General features: G+C 70.1%; 22 protein-coding genes and 1 pseudogene. 8 read left to right on the top strand and 15 right to left on the bottom strand.

Annotated features, from left to right (window positions below; all coding sequences use genetic code 11):
- The first annotated feature begins 73 nt into the window (after window positions 1-73).
- Genes BIU96_RS17465 through BIU96_RS17455 form a run of 3 tightly spaced genes read left to right on the top strand, consistent with a single transcriptional unit; the run spans window position 74 to window position 3,175 of the window.
- Entirely contained in the window at window positions 74-1,378 is a 1,305-nt protein-coding gene (locus BIU96_RS17465; RefSeq protein ID WP_254786229.1) for an ABC transporter substrate-binding protein, read from the top strand.
- Window positions 1,362-2,315, top strand: a complete 954-nt coding sequence (locus BIU96_RS17460) for a carbohydrate ABC transporter permease (protein ID WP_083403042.1) — start codon at window positions 1,362-1,364, stop codon at window positions 2,313-2,315. The genes BIU96_RS17465 and BIU96_RS17460 overlap by 17 nt, the downstream gene beginning before the upstream one ends.
- Window positions 2,315-3,175 (top strand): carbohydrate ABC transporter permease, encoded by an 861-nt coding sequence (locus tag BIU96_RS17455; RefSeq protein ID WP_071293850.1) that lies wholly within the window; start codon window positions 2,315-2,317, stop codon window positions 3,173-3,175. Before BIU96_RS17460 ends, BIU96_RS17455 begins: the two co-directional genes overlap by 1 nt.
- A 113-nt stretch (window positions 3,176-3,288) precedes the next feature.
- Here BIU96_RS17455 and BIU96_RS17450 read toward each other — a convergent pair whose 3' ends face one another.
- The 3 genes from BIU96_RS17450 to BIU96_RS17440 all read right to left on the bottom strand — a co-directional run bounded on the left by BIU96_RS17450 (window position 3,289) and on the right by BIU96_RS17440 (window position 7,596).
- On the bottom strand, window positions 3,289-6,072 hold the full coding sequence (locus tag BIU96_RS17450) for a non-ribosomal peptide synthetase (RefSeq protein WP_071293849.1): 2,784 nt from the start codon (window positions 6,070-6,072) through the stop codon (window positions 3,289-3,291).
- Between the two features lie 188 nt (window positions 6,073-6,260).
- Window positions 6,261-6,470 carry a cold-shock protein gene (locus tag BIU96_RS17445; protein ID WP_071293923.1) on the bottom strand — a complete coding sequence of 70 codons (210 nt, stop codon included), beginning with the start codon at window positions 6,468-6,470 and terminating at the stop codon, window positions 6,261-6,263.
- A gap of 16 nt (window positions 6,471-6,486) precedes the next feature.
- Window positions 6,487-7,596 carry an acyl-CoA desaturase gene (locus BIU96_RS17440; RefSeq protein ID WP_071293848.1) on the bottom strand — a complete coding sequence of 370 codons (1,110 nt, stop codon included), beginning with the start codon at window positions 7,594-7,596 and terminating at the stop codon, window positions 6,487-6,489.
- Between the two features lie 282 nt (window positions 7,597-7,878).
- Between BIU96_RS17440 and BIU96_RS17435 the strand changes: the two genes are divergently transcribed.
- Together BIU96_RS17435 and BIU96_RS17430 are read left to right on the top strand one after the other, a co-directional pair.
- Window positions 7,879-8,904: an LLM class flavin-dependent oxidoreductase gene (locus BIU96_RS17435; protein WP_071293922.1), complete on the top strand. Its 1,026-nt coding sequence runs from the start codon at window positions 7,879-7,881 to the stop codon at window positions 8,902-8,904.
- A gap of 37 nt (window positions 8,905-8,941) precedes the next feature.
- The gene (locus BIU96_RS17430; protein ID WP_083403041.1) at window positions 8,942-9,475 is read left to right on the top strand and encodes an AAA family ATPase; all 534 of its coding nucleotides are present in this window, start codon (window positions 8,942-8,944) and stop codon (window positions 9,473-9,475) included.
- A gap of 3 nt (window positions 9,476-9,478) precedes the next feature.
- Here the strand turns inward: BIU96_RS17430 and BIU96_RS17425 are convergent, their stop codons facing one another.
- From BIU96_RS17425 to BIU96_RS17400, 6 genes are all read right to left on the bottom strand, one after another.
- Window positions 9,479-10,045, bottom strand: a complete 567-nt coding sequence (locus tag BIU96_RS17425) for a GNAT family N-acetyltransferase (RefSeq protein ID WP_083403040.1) — start codon at window positions 10,043-10,045, stop codon at window positions 9,479-9,481.
- Between the two features lie 9 nt (window positions 10,046-10,054).
- Window positions 10,055-10,693 (bottom strand): TetR/AcrR family transcriptional regulator, encoded by a 639-nt coding sequence (locus BIU96_RS17420; protein WP_071293847.1) that lies wholly within the window; start codon window positions 10,691-10,693, stop codon window positions 10,055-10,057.
- Window positions 10,694-10,696: 3 nt separating this feature from the next.
- Entirely contained in the window at window positions 10,697-11,095 is a 399-nt protein-coding gene (locus BIU96_RS17415) for a hypothetical protein (protein ID WP_139200116.1), read from the bottom strand.
- Between the two features lie 159 nt (window positions 11,096-11,254).
- Window positions 11,255-11,815 (bottom strand): DUF402 domain-containing protein, encoded by a 561-nt coding sequence (locus BIU96_RS17410; RefSeq protein WP_071293845.1) that lies wholly within the window; start codon window positions 11,813-11,815, stop codon window positions 11,255-11,257.
- A gap of 74 nt (window positions 11,816-11,889) precedes the next feature.
- A complete protein-coding gene (locus BIU96_RS17405) occupies window positions 11,890-12,195 on the bottom strand; it encodes a hypothetical protein (protein WP_071293844.1) in 306 nt (101 codons plus the stop codon).
- Between the two features lie 7 nt (window positions 12,196-12,202).
- A complete protein-coding gene (locus BIU96_RS17400; protein ID WP_071293843.1) occupies window positions 12,203-12,418 on the bottom strand; it encodes a hypothetical protein in 216 nt (71 codons plus the stop codon).
- A gap of 143 nt (window positions 12,419-12,561) precedes the next feature.
- Here BIU96_RS17400 and BIU96_RS17395 point away from each other — a divergent pair, with 143 nt between their 5' ends.
- The 3 genes from BIU96_RS17395 (at window position 12,562) to BIU96_RS17385 (ending at window position 15,046) form a co-directional block, all read left to right on the top strand.
- A complete protein-coding gene (locus tag BIU96_RS17395) occupies window positions 12,562-14,103 on the top strand; it encodes a CehA/McbA family metallohydrolase (protein WP_071293842.1) in 1,542 nt (513 codons plus the stop codon).
- Window positions 14,104-14,131: 28 nt separating this feature from the next.
- Window positions 14,132-14,356: a cold-shock protein gene (locus BIU96_RS17390; RefSeq protein ID WP_071293841.1), complete on the top strand. Its 225-nt coding sequence runs from the start codon at window positions 14,132-14,134 to the stop codon at window positions 14,354-14,356.
- Window positions 14,357-14,470: 114 nt separating this feature from the next.
- Window positions 14,471-15,046: a DUF2510 domain-containing protein gene (locus tag BIU96_RS17385; protein ID WP_071293840.1), complete on the top strand. Its 576-nt coding sequence runs from the start codon at window positions 14,471-14,473 to the stop codon at window positions 15,044-15,046.
- Between the two features lie 77 nt (window positions 15,047-15,123).
- On the opposite strand, the gene BIU96_RS17380 is transcribed toward BIU96_RS17385, so the two are convergent.
- The 6 genes and pseudogenes from BIU96_RS17380 to BIU96_RS17360 all read right to left on the bottom strand — a co-directional run bounded on the left by BIU96_RS17380 (window position 15,124) and on the right by BIU96_RS17360 (window position 18,243).
- Window positions 15,124-15,543: a VOC family protein gene (locus BIU96_RS17380; RefSeq protein ID WP_071293919.1), complete on the bottom strand. Its 420-nt coding sequence runs from the start codon at window positions 15,541-15,543 to the stop codon at window positions 15,124-15,126.
- Between the two features lie 107 nt (window positions 15,544-15,650).
- Window positions 15,651-15,812: pseudogene (locus BIU96_RS19985) on the bottom strand (TetR/AcrR family transcriptional regulator); the annotation flags it as partial.
- Window positions 15,813-15,827: 15 nt separating this feature from the next.
- Window positions 15,828-16,817 (bottom strand): carboxypeptidase-like regulatory domain-containing protein, encoded by a 990-nt coding sequence (locus BIU96_RS17375; protein ID WP_139200115.1) that lies wholly within the window; start codon window positions 16,815-16,817, stop codon window positions 15,828-15,830.
- A gap of 186 nt (window positions 16,818-17,003) precedes the next feature.
- Window positions 17,004-17,453, bottom strand: coding sequence for a hypothetical protein (locus BIU96_RS17370; protein ID WP_139200114.1), 450 nt, complete (start codon window positions 17,451-17,453; stop codon window positions 17,004-17,006).
- A 199-nt stretch (window positions 17,454-17,652) separates the two neighbouring features.
- Window positions 17,653-17,946 carry a hypothetical protein gene (locus tag BIU96_RS17365; protein ID WP_071293837.1) on the bottom strand — a complete coding sequence of 98 codons (294 nt, stop codon included), beginning with the start codon at window positions 17,944-17,946 and terminating at the stop codon, window positions 17,653-17,655.
- Window positions 17,947-18,006: 60 nt separating this feature from the next.
- On the bottom strand, window positions 18,007-18,243 hold the full coding sequence (locus BIU96_RS17360) for a hypothetical protein (protein WP_139200113.1): 237 nt from the start codon (window positions 18,241-18,243) through the stop codon (window positions 18,007-18,009).
- Window positions 18,244-18,337: the final 94 nt, after the last annotated feature.

Raw genomic sequence — 18,337 nt, 5'->3', positions numbered from 1 at the left:
CGCGGCGCCCCGTACGCGCACCCCGCGCCTCCCGTCCGAACGACACGGCACCACGACCTCAAAGGAGAGGACCATGCCGACCCGACCATCCCCGCAGCTCGCCAGACGGGGGTTCCTCGCCCTCGCCGGGATCTCGATGGTCGGCGCGCTCGCAGCGTGCGCCGGCCAGGGAACCGCCGGCCACGGCGGAACGAAGCACATCCGCCTGTCGACCTGGAACATCCCGACCGACATCACCAGCTACCAGTCGATCGCCGACGAGTTCGTCGCGAAGCACCCCGGAACGAGCGTCTCCGTCGAGGTCACGACCGGTCAGTTCCACCAGTGGTTCATCACGCGTCTGGCGGCCGACCTCGCTCCTGACATCATCCGGATCACCCCGCAGCAGATCGGCCGGTACGCCGCGAACGGCAGCCTGGTGGACATCAGCGGGCACATCCCCGCCGACTACCAGTCCGACTACACGAAGCCGTTCTGGGCGATCGGTGCGCGGAACGACGGTGTCTTCGGAGTGTTCCAGCACACCGACAACTTCATCACCTACTACAACCGCGACGTCATGCAGCAGGTCGGGGTGACCCCGCCGACGGCGATCGCCGACGCGTGGAGCTGGGACGAGTTCCTCGAGATCGCGCGCGAGGTCAAGAAGGTCACCGGCAGGTACGCCTTCGGCTACGGCTGGAGCGGCCCGGAGACCGCGTACCGCTGGTTGCCGTTCGTCTACCAGAACAGCGGCGCCTTCCTCGGGGACGACGGCGCCACCCCGTCGATGGACACCCCGGAGGCGATCGGCGCGCTCGAGTTCGGCCGGAAGTGGTACGCCGAGGGGCTCGCCACCACCGGGAACCTCAGCAAGACCGGCGGTGGGGACGTCGCCCGGGACCTCTTCATGACCGGACAGATCGGCATGATGCTCAACAATCCGGAACCGATGACGCAGCTCGACCAGGAACTCCCGGACAACTGGGGCACCGCGCCGATGGTGCGGAACACCGGCGAGGCCAGCGACCTCGGGGGGAACGCTCTCGCGGTGACGAAGTCGAGCAAGTACCCGGAGCTCGCCGCCGAGCTCGTCGTGATGATCACCAGCCGGGCGAAGATCGAGGAGTTCTGCCACAACGGCAACTGGCTCCCCGCCCGGAAGTCACTCGACGCAGCCGACATCGGCTACGAAGCGCACAGCGACACCATGCAGCAGTTCATCGACCAGGGCGCCACGATCCCGCTCTCCATGGTGAAGGCGGAGAGCGGGCAGTACTTCTCGTCCCTCAACGCCGTCTTCGCCGACTACCTCGACCTGTGTCTCCTCGGGCAGCTCCGCCCGAAGGAGGCTTCGAGCCAGATGATGGAGGCGATGCGCAGTGTCACTGCGAACTGAGACCGCGCCCGTGCGCACCACGCCGAGAACGCCGACGGGTGGCGTCCCTGCCGCCGACCGGACGCGGAAGCGAGGCGGCCGTTTCGTCCCGTACGTCTTCATCGGGCCCGCCGGCCTGTTGTTCCTCGGATTCTCGCTCGTACCGATCATCGTGGCGATCCTGCTGAGCCTCCGCGACAGCAGCACGTCCGTCAGCGACGGGGACTGGGTCGGCGCCGGCAACTTCGCGGCGATGGGGTCCGACCCGCTCATCGCGACCGCGCTGAAGAACACACTCGTGTTCACGATCGGCACCGTGCCGACCTCGATGGCGATCGGCCTGGCGCTCGCGGTGGCACTCAACCGGCCGCTCCCCGGCCGCGGGGTCTTCCGCGCGCTGTTCTTCGTGCCGATGGTGGCCGCGGGTGTCGTCGTCGGCGTGATCATGTCGTGGATCTTCAACGGTGACTACGGCGTCGCGAACAACCTGCTCGAGGCCCTCGGTCTCGGTCGGGTGCCGTGGCTGACCGCACCCGGATGGGCGATGGCGACCCTGGTTCTCGTCGTCGTGTGGACGCGGATCGGCTTCTGCATGGTCATCTACCTCGGCGCGCTGCAGTCCGTCCCCGCCGAGCTGAAGGAGGCCGCCGCGATCGACGGGGCATCCCGCTGGGTCCGGTTCCGGACGATCACCTGGCCGCTCCTCCGCCCGACGACGTCGATCCTGCTCATCCTCAACGTCGTGTTCTCGCTGCAGTCGTTCGACGTGATCTACGTGATGACCGGCGGCGGCCCCGGGTTCTCCACGACGGTGCTCATCCAGTACGTGTTCCGCACGGCGTTCATCGACGCCCGGATGGGCTACGCCGCGGCGCTCGGACTGGTGCTCGTCGCCATCCTGCTCGTGTTCACGCTGCTCCGGCAGCGAGCCAACCGCAAGGCGGAGGAGATGCTCTGATGGCCGTCCTCGAAACCCGTGCACTCCGTCCTGGCTCCCGGCGCCGCCCCGGCCGGTGGCTGCTCGTCGCCGGGCTCTCCGCCCTGGCGATCGTCATGGTGTTCCCGCTCTACTGGATGATCGTCTCGGCGCTGGCGCCGGGCGGCCAGTCGCAGAGCAGCACGTTCACGCTCTTCCCCGCGGACCCGACCTTCGACAACTACGCGCAGGTGTTCGCCACGCAGCCGGTGTGGCGGTGGCTCGGCAACTCGGCGCTCATCACCTCGGTCGGTACCGCCCTGAGCGTCGTCGTGTCGCTGATGGCGGGCTACGCGCTGGCGAAGTTCCGGTTCCGCGGCCGCGGCTTGCTGTACGCGGCGTTCCTCGTGACGATCATGATCCCGATCCAGGTGACGATCGTGCCGAGCTTCCTCGTCGTCGCGAAGCTCGGGCTCGTCGACTCCCCCTGGGCGGTCATCCTGCCGACGGTGTTCGACGTCGTCGGGATCTTCATCGCCCGGCAGTTCATGCTCGGCGTACCGGACGCACTCATGGAAGCGGCGCGCCTGGACGGAGCCGGGGAGTTCCAGACGTTCTTCCGCGTCGTGCTCCCCACTTGCGGACCGCTCGTCGGGGTGCTCGTGATCCTCGGGTTCATGACCCGGTGGAACGACTTCCTGTGGCCGCTGGTCGTGCTGCAGGGGAACGAGAACCTCACCGTGCCGGTGGCCCTGTCCACGCTGACGAACAACCCGGCGTTCAGTTCGCCGTGGGGCGCGGTCATGGCGATCGCGACCGTGACGGTGCTGCCCCTGCTCGTGGTGTTCCTGGCGTTCCAGCGGCAGTTCGTGCAGGGCATCGCGTCCACCGGCATCAAGTAGGCCGTTCCGGGCGTGGTCGGTCGATTCGGGCGTAGGAGGTCGGAAGTTCCGACTCCCTACGCCCGATTCCGCTTCCTACTGCACGCGTGATGGGAAGGAACGGGCACCGCTGCTCAGCCCGCGAGCGCCGCGGCGTCCGCCTCGAAGCGCTCGGCGAGCGCTGCCGCGAGCTCCTCGACGTGCGGCTCGCGCAGGACCGAGCTGTGTTCGCAGTGCATGCGCACCTCGTCCACCTCGCCACGGAGGAACGGCGCCCACCGTGCACTGCCGGTCTCGTTGCCGTCGGCGATCACGAGGGTGACCGGACCGTCGAACGCCGGCGGGCGGTACCCGCGGGAGACGACGAGCGCGTGGTCGAAGAACGCCCGGAACTGGCGCTGCCCCTGCCACCGGACGACGCCGGCGCCGTACGCGCGGGCGTGCCGACCGACCTCGCCGAAGGGAGCGACGACGCGCTTGCGGAACGCGCTCGTGCGGTCGACGACGGCCCGTGCCAGGCCCAGACCGCGACCGGAACGGGCGCGCCCGAGGTCGAGCTCGCCGAACTCGACGACGTCGGCCTGGTCGGCGGCCTGCTCGGGCAGGTAGGTGTCGAGGAGGACGACCCGGCTGACCTGCTGGCCGGCGGCGGTCAGCAGGGCGGCCATCTCGACCGCGACGAGTCCACCGAACGAGTGCCCGACGATCGTGTAAGGGCCGCTCGGCTGTGCGATGCGCATGAGCTCGATGTAGCGGCGGGCCATGGCGCGGATGCTCCAGTCCGGCACCGAGCGGCGCTCGAGCCCGTGCTGCTGGAACGCGTACACCGGCCGGTCGCCGAGGCGCCGGGTGAGCGGGACGTACGTCAGGGCGAGTGCCCCCGCGCCGGCGACGCAGAACACCGGCGCACCGGTGCCCTCGGACCGCTGCGCGAGCGTCACGATGTCCGGGTGCCTCGGGCTGGCCACGGATCCCTGACGGATGCGGGCCGTGAAGGTCCGGAGCGTCGGGTGCTCGAGGAGCTCGGACGACGGCAGGTCCACCCCGAGGCGGTCGCTCACGGCTGCGAGGAGTTCCTCGGCGGTGAGCGAGTCGCCGCCGAGCGCGGAGAAGTCGTTGTCGAGCCCGACGGCCGGAAGCCGGAGCGGGCCGACGGTCGGCAGCCCGAGCACCTCGGCCCAGATCTGGCCGACGGCGAGCTCCCACTGGTCGTAGGTGTCCTCGGCGAGCGCCTGGCCGTCCTCGCCGATGGTGGTGCCGAGTGCCGGCGCCTCGGGCAGGGCGGCGCGGTCGACCTTGCCGCGCTCGTTGCGGGGCAGGGCGGGCATCGGCACGATGCTCGTCGGCACCATGTAGTCCGGCAGCAGGTCGCGGAGCGCCTTCCGGAGCGCCGCGGGTGACGGTGAACGCCGACCCTGGCTGGTGACGACGTAGGCGACGAGTCGGGTCGGGGCGGGCGGTGCCTTCACGGCGACAACCACGGCCTCGTGCACGGCGTCGACGGTGCGGAGCGCGGCCTCGACCTCGCTCGGCTCGACCAGGTAGCCGCGGACCTTCACGGCGTCGTCGGCACGGCCGAGCAGCGTCAGCTTCCCGTCCTCGTCGAAGCGTCCGAGGTCGCCGATCGCCCAGGTCGGGGTGCCGTCCGGAGCGGTGCCGGCGCGCTTCGCGGTCTGCTCCGGAGCGCCCCAGTAGCCGCTCGTCATGGCGTCGGAGACGCAGACGACCTCGCCGGGTTCGCCGATGTCGGCGAGGGACCCGTCCGGACGACGGACCTCGATGCGCTTGCCGACGACGATGTGGCCGGAGGGGATGCTCCGCTCGGGGATCGGGTCCCCGGCGGCGATCTCGTTGACGGCGTACACGCAGGTCTCACTGGAACCGGTCCAGTTGCAGAACGACGTGGTCGCGCCGAGCAGCGGGCGGAGGGCGGAGACGTCCGTGCCGGTCACGGCCTCGCCCACGGTCGCGACGAGCCGCAGACCGCGCAGCCGGTCGTCGGTGCGGTCGAGACCGCCGACGAGGGAGCGCACCAGGTGCGGGGTCGTGTGCAGCGTGGTCAGCGCCGATCGCTGGACCCAGGTCGCCAGGCGGTCGATGCCGGTGCGCCGAGGGTCGGCGACGTGCACGGACGCGCCGGCGAGCAGGGCGGAGAACACGAGCGTGATCCCGGCGGCGAAGCCGTGCGGCAGGACCGAGGCGATCCGGTCCGCGGGCTCCAGGCGGAACGACGAACGCTGCGCGATCGTGTCGACGAGGGTCTGCCGGTGCGTCACGACGACGCCCTTCGGCGCCCCGGTCGAGCCGGACGTGAAGATGATGTCGAGGGCGTCCTGGCCACCGCGGGTCGCGGCGGCGGGCACGGTCGGGATGTCGGCGTCGCCGTCGGCCATCGCTCGGGCCTCGCCGAGGACCTCGGCGAGCGGGACGATCGAGCTCGGGTCGGCGACGAGCGCCGCGGCCTGCTCGGCGTGCTCATCGTCGACGAGGACGTCGACGATGCCGGCGAGGGTCACGACGTGGTGGAGCCGGGCCTCGGGGAGGAACGGGTCGAGCGCGACCACGGTGCGGCCGGCGTGGACGATCCCGAGGATCGCGACGACGGACTCCGCGTTGTGCGAGACCATCACCCCGACCGGGACGGACGCGCCGCCGGGTTCGACCCCGACGCCGCGACCGCTGTGGTCGTCCGGCGTGAGTCGTGCGTCGAGGACCGCGCCGATGGCCATGGCGACCCGGTGCAGCTCGCGGTACGACATCGAGGCGTGCTCGTCGACGACCGCGAGGGAGTCGGGAGCTCGTTCGGCGACCGCGGCCAGCGCGTCGAGGAGCGAGGTGTCCGGGATGACGCCCTCGGTCCGGGAAGGTGTGGACGTCGTCGACGCCGTGGAGGGCTGGGAATCGGTGGAGCTGAGCACGTGGTCCCCTCACCATGCTGCGGGGTGGACGATGGTTGCTCCGACGGTAACCCGCGCTCCGCGGACACCGCGCCCGCTCCGGAGGCCGGTGCGGGAAGCCGCCGATCCCGGCGAGACACCGCAGCCGGGGCCCGCGCTGCGCCTTTCGGCTCAGCGGGGACCCCGGCTGTGGTGGTGCTGCTGACTGTTCAGCGGATGATCGAGATGTTGGCCGCTTCCGGGCCCTTCTTGCCGGGTCCGACGTCGAACCGGACCCGGTCGTGCTCCTCGAGCGAGCGGTAGCCCGTCGTCACGACGATGCTCGAGAAGTGGGCGAAGAGCTCTTCCGAGCCGTCGTCCGGCGTGATGAAGCCGAAGCCCTTGTTGTGGTCGAACCACTTCACGGTGCCGGTGGGCATGGTCGTCAGCACGGCGTCAGTGGATGCGCAGCTGCGCGACCATCGGGCAGGCGAACGGGTCACGGGCGGCGAGCCCGACCCGGTTCAGGTACCGGACGACGATGCCGTACGAGCGCAACAGCGTGGTCTCGGTGTAGGGCACGTCGAGCGTGTCGCAGTGGTCGCGGACGAGCAGGCGGGCCTGCTTCAGCGCCGGTCGCGGCATCGACGGGAACAGGTGGTGCTCGACCTGGTAGTTCAGGCCGCCCATGAGGAACGAGACCCACCAGCCGCCGCGAATGTTGCGCGAGGTGCGCACCTGGCGGGAGAAGAAGTCGACCTTGGCGTCGTGCGCGATGGTCGGCATGCCCTTGTGGTTCGGGGCGAACGAGGCGCCCATCATCACGCCGAAGACGGCGAGCTGCACCCCGAGGAACGCGCACGCCATGCCGAACGGCAGGAACCAGAACACGACGGTCAGGTAGATGGCGAAGCGGGCCACGAGCAGCGCGCCCTCGATGATGCGGTGCTTGACGTCGGCCTTGGTGCCGTTGCCGGTGACGACCGACATCACGGCGTACCGGTGCAGGTTGATGCCCTCGAGCGTCAGCAGGGGGAAGAACAGCCAGCCCTGGAACCGCATGAACGTCTTCATCAGGGGTCCGCGCACGGCGGCGGCGTCCTCCGGCAGGAACCGGACGCCGTCCGGCATGATGTCGGGGTCCTTGCCGACGGTGTTCGGGTTGCCGTGGTGGCGCGTGTGCTTGTTCATCCACCACGAGTAGCTGAGGCCGACGAGGAACGTGCCGATGTAGCGACCGGCGTGGTCGTTCCACCGCTGCGACGCGAAGACCTGTCGGTGTGCGGCCTCGTGCGAGAGGAACGCGAACTGCGTGAAGAGCACGCCGAGCGCGCCCGCCACGATGAGCTGGAACCAGGAGTCGCCGAGGAACGCGAACGCGACCCAGGTGAGGGCGAGGGTGCCGGCCAGGGAGCCGAACAGTGCCCAGTAGAACCCGGTGCGACGTTGCAGCAGGCCGTTCTCCTTCACCTGCGCCAGGAGCGCAGAGTAGGTCGAGGTGCCCTTGCGGCTCCCCGTCCCAGGGGTGGTGCGGGTGTAACCCGGTGCGAGCGGAGTGGTGGTCATCAGGACCGCCTTCCGGTACGGATCGGTCCTTCAACCAATGCGAGTGAGTTCACGCGTTTGCGCTTGGCGCGACCCTAGGGGCCGAAGATGCGCGTTCACCTGGCAGTCCGGTAAACGTCGGTCCCCTCTTCGAGGGACCGCGATGCGGCCCGCGCGCGCCGCCGCGTGCCCTGGACCCAACCGGCTGACGGCCTGGAGGCGCGGTGCGGGCCCGCCCCGCGCCTCCAGGCCGTCACCGCGCACGCCCTCCTGCTGTTCCCCGTGGTCTGGCACGATCGGAGCATGCCCCTCGACGGAACTCCCCTGGCACGGCTCGGCTTCCTGACCATCGGGTCGTTCGACCCCGCCCGACCCTCCGAGGGCCACGAGGACACACTCCGGGTCGTCGAGCGCGCCGAGGCACTCGGCTTCGACAGCGCCTGGCTGCGGCACCGGCACCTGCAGCACGGCATCTCCTCCCCGGTCGCGGTGATGGCAGCGGCCTCGCAGCGGACGTCGCGGATCGACCTCGGCACCGCCGTCACGCCGATCGGCGCGGAGAACCCCTTCCGGCTCGCCGAGGACCTGGGCACCGTCGACGTCCTGCTGGGCGGTCGACTGAACCCGGGCTCCTCGGTCGGCACCCCGATGCACTACGACCTGTACCGCGAGGCGCTGTACCCCGACACCGCCGACCAGGAGGACCTCGGGAACGACCGTCTGCTGCGGTTCCGCGACCTCGTGCGCGGCGACCCGGTCACCGACACCGTCGAGCGGCGCGGCATCGAGGAGTTCGCGCAGACCGTCCAGCCGCACAGCGCCGGCCTGGCCGACCGCATCTGGTACGGAACCGGCAGCACCAAGTCGGCGGTGTGGGCCGGCGAGAACGGCTTCCACCTGCTGACCTCGAGCGTGACGCGCAGCGAGGTCGGCACGGACTTCGCCACGAACCAGCGGGCGCAGATCGACGCCTACCTCGACGTCCACCCCGACCCCGGCGCCGCGCGGGTCTCGCAGGGCCTGGTGGTCATCCCGACCGACACCGCGACGTCCGAGCAGGAGGCCCGCTACCGCGCGTACGTCGACGGGCGCTCGGGACGCGTCGGCGTGCCGCAGGGGCCGGCGGGGATGCTCTTCGCCGCCGACCTCGTCGGTCCCTCCGTCGAGATCGCCGACCGCCTGCGCGCCGACGCCGGGTACCAGGCGGTCACCGAGGTCGCCTTCGCGCTGCCGTTCTCGTTCGAGCCCGACGACTACGCCCAGATCATCACGGACATCGCGGAGCGTCTCGGGCCGGAACTCGGGTGGGCGCCGATGCCCTCGGTTTGACAACGCGACGGACCGTCGGACGGTAGACAGGCGACGCATGCTGACGAAGGGGTTGTCGATGCTGGTCCAGGTCTGTGGTCTCCCCGGTGCGGGGAAGTCGACGTTGTCCGCTGCGATCGCGGAGCGTGTGCCCGCGCTGACGTTGCGCGTCGATGCGATCGAGGGCGCGATGTGGAAGTACGGGATCCCGCGCGACCAGTCCGGGATCGCCGCGTACTCGGTCATGCACGCGATCGCGGTGCCGAACCTGCGGCGCGGCCGGATGGTCATCGCCGACGCGGTGAGCGGCGTCGAGGCCGCTCGGGCCGGCTGGGTGGCGACGGCGGACGCCGCCGGGGTCCCGCTCCGCCTGATCGAGGTGACGTGTCCGGACGTCGACGAACACCGTCGCCGCGTGGAGGAGCGCGCGAACGACATCCCCGGGTTCACGCTGCCGACGTGGGACGAGGTGCAGCGCACCGCCGATGAGTACGAGCCCCGCACCGATGACCGACTCGTCGTCGACAGCACGCAGCGGCTCGAGGAGACGGTTCGCCTGGCGCTCGGGTTCCTCGAGGTGCGGGGTCGGTAGTCCTCAGGGAAGCGGTCGTCGTCGGAGTCCGACGGTGTCCGTCGCCCAGAAGGCCTCCGGGTAGACCAGCGTTCCGGTCATCCACGGCTCGTACGCGGTGAGGGTGCGGACCTGGAACGCAGGTTCCGGGATCCGTGTCGACGGCGACCGGAACCCGCGTGAGCTCGCTGGCGCGAAGCCCGATGCAGCGTAGTAGCGCGGGTCGCCCTCGAGGAACACGGCGGGGCTGAACGCTTCCTCGCTGTCCTCGACCGCGTGTTCGATCAGTCGACGGCCGATGCCCTGGCGTTGCCGATCGGGCGCGACCGCGAGCGGACTCAGCACGCGAACGGTCACCAGCGACGCCGGCGCGTCCAACCATCCTCGTGACAGCATCACGTGCCCGATGAGTTCTCCGTCGTCGTCTTCGGCGACGAGTTCCAGCACCGACGCTTCGGTCTTGCGGAGAGCGTGTACGAGTGGTCTCACGTGGTCGGCCTCGTGTCCGAACGCCGCCGTCTCGACCGCGTCGATCGGGCCGACGTCGCTGCGGGTGGCCGGACGTATCCGAGCTCCGTGTGTTCCGGTCATGCCGTCGCCTCACCGTCGGGTCGGGTCGTGGTGCGCTGTGCCGAGGAGGAACACGGTGGCGACCTGGTCGGAGTAGCCGATCGGGTCGACCTCCGGGTGCGCCTGCAGATGACCGATCATCCCGTCGATCAGCGACTGGTAGGTGACGGCGAACAGGCGCACGTCCCCCGCCCGGATCGAGCCTTCGGACTGGCCGCGGGCGAGGAGGGCCGCGTGTTCGTCGTAGATGTCCTCGTAGTCGAGCGTCGTGATGCGACGTCGACCGTCAGAAGTGCGGAGGTTGTGGACGATCTGGTCGAGTGCCTCGATCTCCTGCTGATGCGTTCGGGTGAACATCGCTGTCCGTGTGAAGACCGCGCGGATCACGTCGACCGCTGGAGCCGTGACGTCCACATCCGCGACGAGTCCAGCCCGCAACTCCCCCGCGAGGAACGCGACCGCTCGGTGCATGAGGTCGTCGCGGTCGCGGAAGTAGTGCCAGAGGAGCCCCTTCGACACCCCGGCTCGCTGGGTGATCTCGGTCAGGGTCGCGTTGGCGTACCCGGACTCGGCAACCAGGGCGGTCGTGGCACTGATGATCTCCTGCCGCCGCTCGTCGGGACTCCGGCGCTTCCGGCCACCTGCTCCGTCGATGACTGCCTCCTGCATCGGTCAGCGCCTCCGGACGGCCCACCGAGTGACGTCGAGCACGATGCCGACCATCAGCACGGCGATCACGAGCATCTCGAGTCGCATCCATCCGGGGACGAACGACGGGATGAGCGCCTCGACCACGTTCACCACGAACAACGCGGCTGCGATGAGCCCCAGAGCGCGCACCGCGCTCCGCTTCCCCGCGCGAGCGCCACGAAGTCGAAGCGGAAGGACGACGGCGAACACCGCGACGACCACGGCGTGCCCCCAGGCGTTCGCGCTCGCATCCGGCGGACCAGCGACGCTGAGCACGAGCAGCGCCACCAGGGTCAGGGCGACGAGGGCGACGTACGACCACACGAAGGCCCCGGCGACCCGCAAGGGAGCAGGTCCGCTGTGTGCCTCGCTCTTGACCATACAGTCAAGGTACGCCCGAACTGACTGCACGGTCAACAACCGGTGCCAGAGTCAGGGCTGGCCGGCTGGCGGGCTGGTGGCTGGCTGCCTGGGTGGCTGGCTGGGTGGCTGGCTGGGTGGCTGGCTGGCTGGCTGGCTGGCTGGCTGGCTGGCTGGCGATCACAGCCGTGCGAGCGGGCGCGCGGCGCTTGCACGGAGGTGATCACGACCGTCGGTCACCAGCGCCCCACTGACGAACTCGATCCGCAGTGCTTCGACAGCGAGCAACGCGGCCTCGCGCTCGGTCCCGGAGATGCGGCCGTCCGCGCAGGCGGCGGCGAACTCGTCTTCGTCATCAACCACGAAGGAGCCGTCCTGCAGGAGCAGCGGATCGAGCTCGAGGTCGTCGAACGACCAGACCGCACCGGACCGCGCTGGCGGCGTTGCGATGTCGACGTGCACGACGTACTCCGAGTCGAGCACCCAGTGCGCGACGAACCAAGCAGCGTGGGGAAGCAGGACGATCGAATGCCGCCCCCGTCCCTGGTCGTCCTGCGCGACCTCGCAGGTCGAGGTCAGACCGGAACGATCGGTGCCGGTGTGGGTACTCCCTGCGGGGGTGAAGACCCACGTCCCGCGCTCGTCGACGGCGACGACGTACCCTCGCCACGACCGCGTGCCCTCGGGACGCTTCCGTTTCACGATCGTCACGACGGCGGGTTCCTCGGCAGGTGCGGCCACCGAGCCACCCTACGAGGTACGGGAACGAGCGTGCCGGAAGCCGATCTGCCCCGAACCTTCGGTCGCGGACGCCATCACGACAGCGGGCGTCGTCGGATCCAGACGGCGACCGATGCGTGCACCAGCCTGGCCGCAGCGAGACAGACCATCGCCCACCCGACGACGCTGTGGCCGGTCCTGATCAAGATGATCCCGAAGGCGAGGACGACCGCGGCGACGAGGACGCCGAGCGCGAGCAGGAGCACGCTGGTCACGGGGCTGGCGTTCTGGGTGAGCTGCGCGTCACGGACCCAGACCGGGTTCCGCGCACGCCACACGAAGAGCGCGACCGTCCCGACCAGGATCGCGACGCTCGTCGTGAGGAGACCCGTCGCAGCCACGACGAGCTCAGTAGCCGCGGCGGTGGAGCATCCGGAACACGAACACCCAGAGCACGAGAGCGACCAGCCCGACCCCGCCGACCCACTTCTCCGTCGTCCCGCCGGTGAACAGCAGCCAGCAGCACAGCAGGGTCAGGAAGCCGCTTCCGACAGCGACCGGAATCCGGTACCTCGTCGTCCACGTCCCCGGCGGCGCGGGCTCAGGCTCACCGATCTCGCTCACGGCACGAGCGTAGGTCCGGACCCGGCCGGCCGGGCAGCTGCAGCAGAAGTCATGCGGCTTCACGCTTCGGGGGCGTCCGCTCTTCACGTCGCCGCAAGTCACCATTCAGACCGGGTTCATTCCACCTGTGAACCATCGGGCACATGGCTCACTCGCTCACTCGACGCACCGTCCTCACCGCCGGCGCCGTGGCCGGAACCGCCGTCGTGCTCGATGCGATGTCCTTCGACCCGGCCGTCGCGACGACACGAACACCCGCCGTGCAGACGAAGACGATCACCGGCCACCTCGCGAACGGAGCGGCGGACTGGGTCTACCTGCCCGTCGTGGTGCCGTCCGGGGCGCGGCGGATCACCGTGCGCTACTCCTACGACCGACCTCCGGTCGCCGACGGTGTGCCCGGCAACTCGTGCGACATCGGCGCCTTCGACCAGCGCGGCATCGACGTCAGCAGTCCGGGGTTCCGAGGCTGGTCAGGAGGCGCCCGCACCGAGTTCACCATCAGCGCGTCGGACGCCACGCCGGGCTACCTTCCCGGTCCGGTCGGGAAGGGCACCTGGCACGTCGCACTCGGGCCGTACCAGATCGCTCCGCAGGGCCTGGACTACGAGGTGCAGGTGACGCTCGACTTCGGGACGCCGGACGCCCCGTTCCGTCCGGCGTACCCGCCGCAGTCCGTTGCGGGCACGGGCGCGGGTTGGTACCGAGGTGACGCGCATGTGCACACCGTCCACTCCGACGGGAAGCGCACACCCGAGGAGCTCGCGGCGGCGGCGCGCACCGCCGGACTCGACTTCATCGTCAGTACCGACCACAACACGTCGTCCGCGCACGCCGTGTGGGGTCCGCTCGCCGGAGACGACCTCCTCATCGTCACCGGCGAGGAGGTCACCACCCGCAACGGCCACTACCTCGCGCTCGGCATCGCTCCCTCCACTTGGATCGACTGGCGGTACCGCTCCCGAGACGACGCACTCCCCCGCGCCGCCCGGCAGATCCGACGAGCAGGCGGGATCGTCGTGCCCGCACACCCGTTCTGCCCGTACGTCGGTTGCCGATGGAAGTTCGGCTACGACGACGCGGACGCCCTCGAAGTCTGGAACGGCCCCTGGACCATCGACGACGAGATGGCGGTGGAGATGTGGGACGGCATGCTCGTCACCCACGCTCGCACAGGACAGGGCTGGCTCCCGGCGATGGGCAACAGCGACGCGCACAGTGAGCCGCAAGTGGTCGGCCTGCCCCACAACGTCGTCCGAGCAGACCGGCTCGCAGCGACCGCGTTGACTGCGGGACTGCGTGTTGGGCACTCCTGGATCGCGGAGTCGTCGGATGTGGACCTCGACGTCCTGGCGACGGCAGGCGCACACCGGGCAGGCATCGGCGAGCGGCTCGCCGCACCTACCACTGCGCGGGTCACGGTCACGGTCACGGTCCGGGGCGTGCCCTCGGGCGTCGTCCGGTTCATGACCGACGAAGGGCAGATGCAACAGACCTCGCTTCCGCCCAGTGGGCTGGGGACGATCACCTGGACGACGACGCCGTCGCTCGCGGCGTACGTCCGCGTGGAGGTCCGCCATCCGAGGAGCGACGGCAGCGCAGGCAACGGAACCGCGATGGGACCCGACGTCCAGCTCGGTGCGATGGCGGCACTCTCCAACCCGATCTGGCTCGGCCGGTCCTGACCGCGCCGCTGCGCGGTAGCGTCTGCCCATGCGGAACGTCGAGGGAACGTGCGTCTGGTGGAGCGATGAGGACGGCTGGGGTGCGCTCCGTTCGGACGACGTCGAGTCGGAAGTGTTCGCGCACTTCGCGAACCTGAGCATGGACGGGTACCACACGCTGCAGCCGGGGAACCGCGTTCGGTTCGACGTCGAGCCGTACCCGTCGGGGCAGGACGGCTTCTTCTTCCGCGCCCACGACGTGACGCCGATCTGAACTGGGCGGGCCCCGAACCTGAATCCTTCGTCATCTTCCGGACGGTCCGACCCGACCGACGCCGGTCTAGCGTCGAACGCTGAACCGATCGCCGTCCACGTTCGAGGAGTTGCCATGTCGTCTGCCACCCCGCCGGGCTGGTACCCGGACCCGTCCGGCAGCCACGGGACCCGCTGGTGGGACGGCGCGCAGTGGACGCAGCACCTCGCACCGCCGACGTCGCAGACGCCCCGTCCACCGATTCCCGACACGACGCGGACCGACACGGTCTTCGTGTGGCTCATGGCGTTGCTCCCCCTGGTCACCACACCGCTGCTGCTCGCCTACCAGCCGCACTTCCGGTACGAGTTCATCGGCCCGTCACACGTCCGGACCGTCGACCCGACGTCGATCTACACCGCCGGGTACCTCGCCGTGCAGGGCGTGGGTCTCCTCCTGTACGCCGCGAACGTGCTGTTGGCGTTCTTCGACCACCGTGCGCTGACGCGCCGCGGTGTCGTCCGCCCGTTCCCGTGGCCGTGGGCGTTCCTGTCGTCGATCGTCTACGTGATCGGCCGGTACGTCGTGGTGCGCAAGGTCGCCCCGGGGCGGGCGATGTGGCCGTTGTGGGTGTCCCTCGCGGTGGTCGTCATCGGCGCGGTCATCGGCATCACGCGGTCGGTCACCCTGTTCCACCAGATGCTCCCGTAGGAGCGGCCCGTGACGCGGGGTGTGCCGGGGCGCCGGGGTGCCGGGGTGCCGGGGTGCCGGATCATCCGCCGAGCGGTTCAGGAGCGTTCCGAGGAACTGTCCCGATGCCGATCGGCCTGCGGGTCCTCGGACACGATGGGAGTCAGGCAGAAGGGATGGCCGGCTGGGTCGAGCATCACGACCCAGCGATCATCGAACTGCTCGGGCGCCAGCACCGCCCCGCACGCCTGCGCGTGCTCTGCGAACGCGTCGAGGTCATCCCGCCGGCACGTGAGATCGAGATGGACGACCGAGGATCCCGGCCAGACCGGCTTCCGGTACGGCGCGACCCGTTGGGCGATCAGCGTGTAGCTCCCTGCCGTCACCCCCGCGGCGCTGTCGGTCACCCAGTCGACGTGACCGCCGAGCAGTCGAGCGTAGAACGTCGCCAACGCTCGGTGGTCCGCACAGTCGATCGAGACGCCGGCGACACGAGCACCACGGACCGGTCCAGTCATGCCGGAAGCGTACGCGGCACGAGGGACGAGCACTCCGCAGCACAGTGCCTCGGTTGCCGATCGGCTCCCGCAAGGGCTGGCACCGACTCCGTCTCGGGGAACGACCGTCAGACGGCTGCGAGCCCGGCGATCAGGAGTTCGAGCGCACCGCGGGACTCCGAGGGCCAGTCGCGCCGTTCACTCGTCGAACCGACTCCGTGCAGGACGATCATCACCGCCCCGACGGTGACGTCGTTCCTGACGGCGCCGTCTGCCACTGCCTGGTCGAGGAGGTCGCTGACGGTTCAGCGCGATGCCGCCTCCGGCACCGCCCCACCCCAACCGTTGAACCCGCCGAACACGACCTGCACCGGGACGGCCTGCGCCCGGTCGGCCACGTACTCGTACACGCCACCGGGACGCCCGAGCCACAGCACGCGCGCCGGCGTGGTGGTCGTCGCCGCCGTCCGGAGTTCGACCACGTACCGCCCGGAGGGGATCTGGAACTGCGCTGTCTGTTCGCTGTCCAGCACCGTCGAGAACCGGGTCGAGAACGACGCACCGGTGGTGACGTCCGTCACCACGACGCTCGCGCCGCTGAGCTGCGCCGACGGTGTGCGGGACGCCGTGGCTGCGTAGACGGACAGGTCGTAGTCACTGTGCGCGTAGTGCCGTGACAACGTCACCTGCGACGCCGGGAGGGTCCCCCGCTGCTGGTACACCCGGGTCTTCCACACGGCAGGCGATGCCGTACCGCTGGCGTACGCCTCGATGCGGTAGGGACCGGTGCTCAACCCGACGAACTGGTACTGGCCCGCACCGTCCGAAGTCGTCCGGAACACCTGCGAGGTGTCGTCGTTCCACGCGTACATCAGGCGTCCGGCAGCGGGGCCCGCGGGTCCGACCACCCCGCCCTGCACCGTGGCGCCGATCACGAGCGGCACGGTGACGGCGACCGTCGAACCGCCTCGAACGGCGATGTCCGAGCGGAGTCCGGGAGCGTACGTCTCCGCTCCGTGCGGCGGGAGCTGCCGCGTCGTCACCGTGACGGTCTCCGGAGCGGGGATGCCGGTGAACGTCGCGGTGCCGTCGGCGTCGGTGATGGCGCTCCCGACGACGGCGTCGACCCCGATCGCCGCGAGTTCGACGTTCGCCAGACGGATCGCGGTGCCGTCCGGCGTCGCGAGCTGCACGGCGATCGTTCCCGACCCGGCCGCGATCGCCGGCGGAGCGAGGCCGACCATCGCGGCTGCCGCCAGCGCCACGACCAGTGACGTCCCTGTGATCGATCGCATCGCGTTCCCCGCCCGCCAGTCCTGCGTTGCGTGGGACTGTACGCGTCCGGCGCACGGCGGGGAATGCACGTCCTGTGGTCCTTCCTCGCGCCCGAGCCCGGCGTACGCGCGGTCCTCGACGCTTCCCGCACCGCGCGGCGGACGCTCGCGTCATCGGAGTACCTCGTCGTGCTCGGTGGCGGGTCATCAGTTGGGGGTCGGAGCTGTTCCGCTGACGGTGATGGCGCCGTGCTCGAGGCACTGTCCGGCTGCGTCGGTGGCGTGGGTGACCTCAGCGGTGAGGGTGGAGTTCCCGTCTGGTCCCTCGGCCCCTGCCCAGTGGAGGATCTCAGTGCAGGGAGCTGGCGTGCTGGTCGAGTCGTCTTCCAGTGGGAGGAGCGGACGGCCGAGGTCCGCTGCGGAACGTTCCAGTAGTTGCTGTGCCGTGGCGACGTCGGTGACGTCGTAGGCCACGGTGAACCACGGGGTGATGTTGTCGGGACCAAGGCCAGGGTCGGAATCCGTGGAGGTCTTCTCCGCCCCGCGGTCTTCGAGCACGGCCGTGACCGGTTCGACGGCGTCGCGGGCGGCGTTCGGCGCGAAGGCGTGACTCGCACTCCACCAGACGAGAACGCCGGCAACGAGGACGATCGGCACGGCGACGACCGTGGCGACGACGACGCCGGCCACGGCGACGGCTCGCCGGACAGGATGCCTTCGCCGCTCGAGCACGTGCTCAGAGCCGACCGGCGGTCGTTCAGGCCGGTCGTCATCGATCAGTTCCCCCACGTCGGGAATCGTCTCATGGGTTCTCGACGGCGCCGTGGATCACATCCGGGCGGTGCGGGTCCCTGGGCTACAGGCCTTTCCGCGTGTTCGTTTCCCAGTAGCCGAGCACCACGTCGTCCTCAGCCTGCAACTCGCGTTCGACGAGTTGCAGGAGGCGGTACCCCTGACGCTCGTGAGAGCGTGCGGCGGCTTCGGACGGCCAGCCCGCGTCGATGCCGTAGTGGTCGTTGAAGTCGTCAGCCCAGGCAAGCACCTCGGTCACGAGCTTCGGCGAGAGGGACGGCGTGCCCTCCTCGCAGAGGCCGTCCTCATCCCAGAACGGCCACTCCAGGCTGTAGTCGTTCATCAGCCGGAAGTGCACACCGACAGGATGACACGGTGGCCGAACCGTGTCCGAGGTCGATCCACTCCGGGCCGCGCGTCAGGAGGTAGCGACCGTGAGCGCCAGGACCACCACACTCGAGCCGACCAGCACTCCGAGCGCGCCAGCTCCGATGACGCCCATGCGCGCGAGTCGCGGCCGGAACGGCACCCCGAACCTGCCCCAGGATGCCTCGTGGATGGTGCGCGCGAGTCCGCGCGAGGTCACCATCACGCCGACGCAGGCGACGATGACGAAGCATCCTGCGGTGACCATCCCGATTCGCTGTCCAGACATCGTGAAGCCCGTTTCCGTCTCAGGGAACCCGACTCAGGACACCCGTGTTCGAGCATGCCCCACCGCACGCCGATCCTTCACCGGCGTGCCTCGA

Source organism: Curtobacterium sp. MCBA15_008 (assembly GCF_001865065.1).
Lineage (GTDB): Bacteria > Actinomycetota > Actinomycetes > Actinomycetales > Microbacteriaceae > Curtobacterium.
This window is presented reverse-complemented; position numbering and strand designations above follow the sequence as displayed.

Excerpts from the sequence above, each read along its gene's own strand:
- BIU96_RS17420 (WP_071293847.1), bottom strand. The coding sequence starts at position 10,693 with ATGCAGGAGGCAGTCATCGACGGAGCAGGTGGCCGGAAGCGCCGGAGT.
- BIU96_RS17425 (WP_083403040.1), bottom strand. The coding sequence starts at position 10,045 with ATGACCGGAACACACGGAGCTCGGATACGTCCGGCCACCCGCAGCGAC.
- BIU96_RS17360 (WP_139200113.1), bottom strand. The coding sequence starts at position 18,243 with ATGTCTGGACAGCGAATCGGGATGGTCACCGCAGGATGCTTCGTCATC.
- BIU96_RS17385 (WP_071293840.1), top strand. The coding sequence starts at position 14,471 with ATGTCGTCTGCCACCCCGCCGGGCTGGTACCCGGACCCGTCCGGCAGC.
- BIU96_RS17380 (WP_071293919.1), bottom strand. The coding sequence starts at position 15,543 with ATGACTGGACCGGTCCGTGGTGCTCGTGTCGCCGGCGTCTCGATCGAC.
- BIU96_RS17440 (WP_071293848.1), bottom strand. The coding sequence starts at position 7,596 with ATGACCACCACTCCGCTCGCACCGGGTTACACCCGCACCACCCCTGGG.
- BIU96_RS17415 (WP_139200116.1), bottom strand. The coding sequence starts at position 11,095 with ATGGTCAAGAGCGAGGCACACAGCGGACCTGCTCCCTTGCGGGTCGCC.
- BIU96_RS17445 (WP_071293923.1), bottom strand. The coding sequence starts at position 6,470 with ATGCCCACCGGCACCGTGAAGTGGTTCGACCACAACAAGGGCTTCGGC.
- BIU96_RS17455 (WP_071293850.1), top strand. The coding sequence starts at position 2,315 with ATGGCCGTCCTCGAAACCCGTGCACTCCGTCCTGGCTCCCGGCGCCGC.
- BIU96_RS17430 (WP_083403041.1), top strand. The coding sequence starts at position 8,942 with ATGCTGACGAAGGGGTTGTCGATGCTGGTCCAGGTCTGTGGTCTCCCC.
- BIU96_RS17435 (WP_071293922.1), top strand. The coding sequence starts at position 7,879 with ATGCCCCTCGACGGAACTCCCCTGGCACGGCTCGGCTTCCTGACCATC.
- BIU96_RS17390 (WP_071293841.1), top strand. The coding sequence starts at position 14,132 with ATGCGGAACGTCGAGGGAACGTGCGTCTGGTGGAGCGATGAGGACGGC.
- BIU96_RS17395 (WP_071293842.1), top strand. The coding sequence starts at position 12,562 with ATGGCTCACTCGCTCACTCGACGCACCGTCCTCACCGCCGGCGCCGTG.
- BIU96_RS17375 (WP_139200115.1), bottom strand. The coding sequence starts at position 16,817 with ATGCGATCGATCACAGGGACGTCACTGGTCGTGGCGCTGGCGGCAGCC.
- BIU96_RS17465 (WP_254786229.1), top strand. The coding sequence starts at position 74 with ATGCCGACCCGACCATCCCCGCAGCTCGCCAGACGGGGGTTCCTCGCC.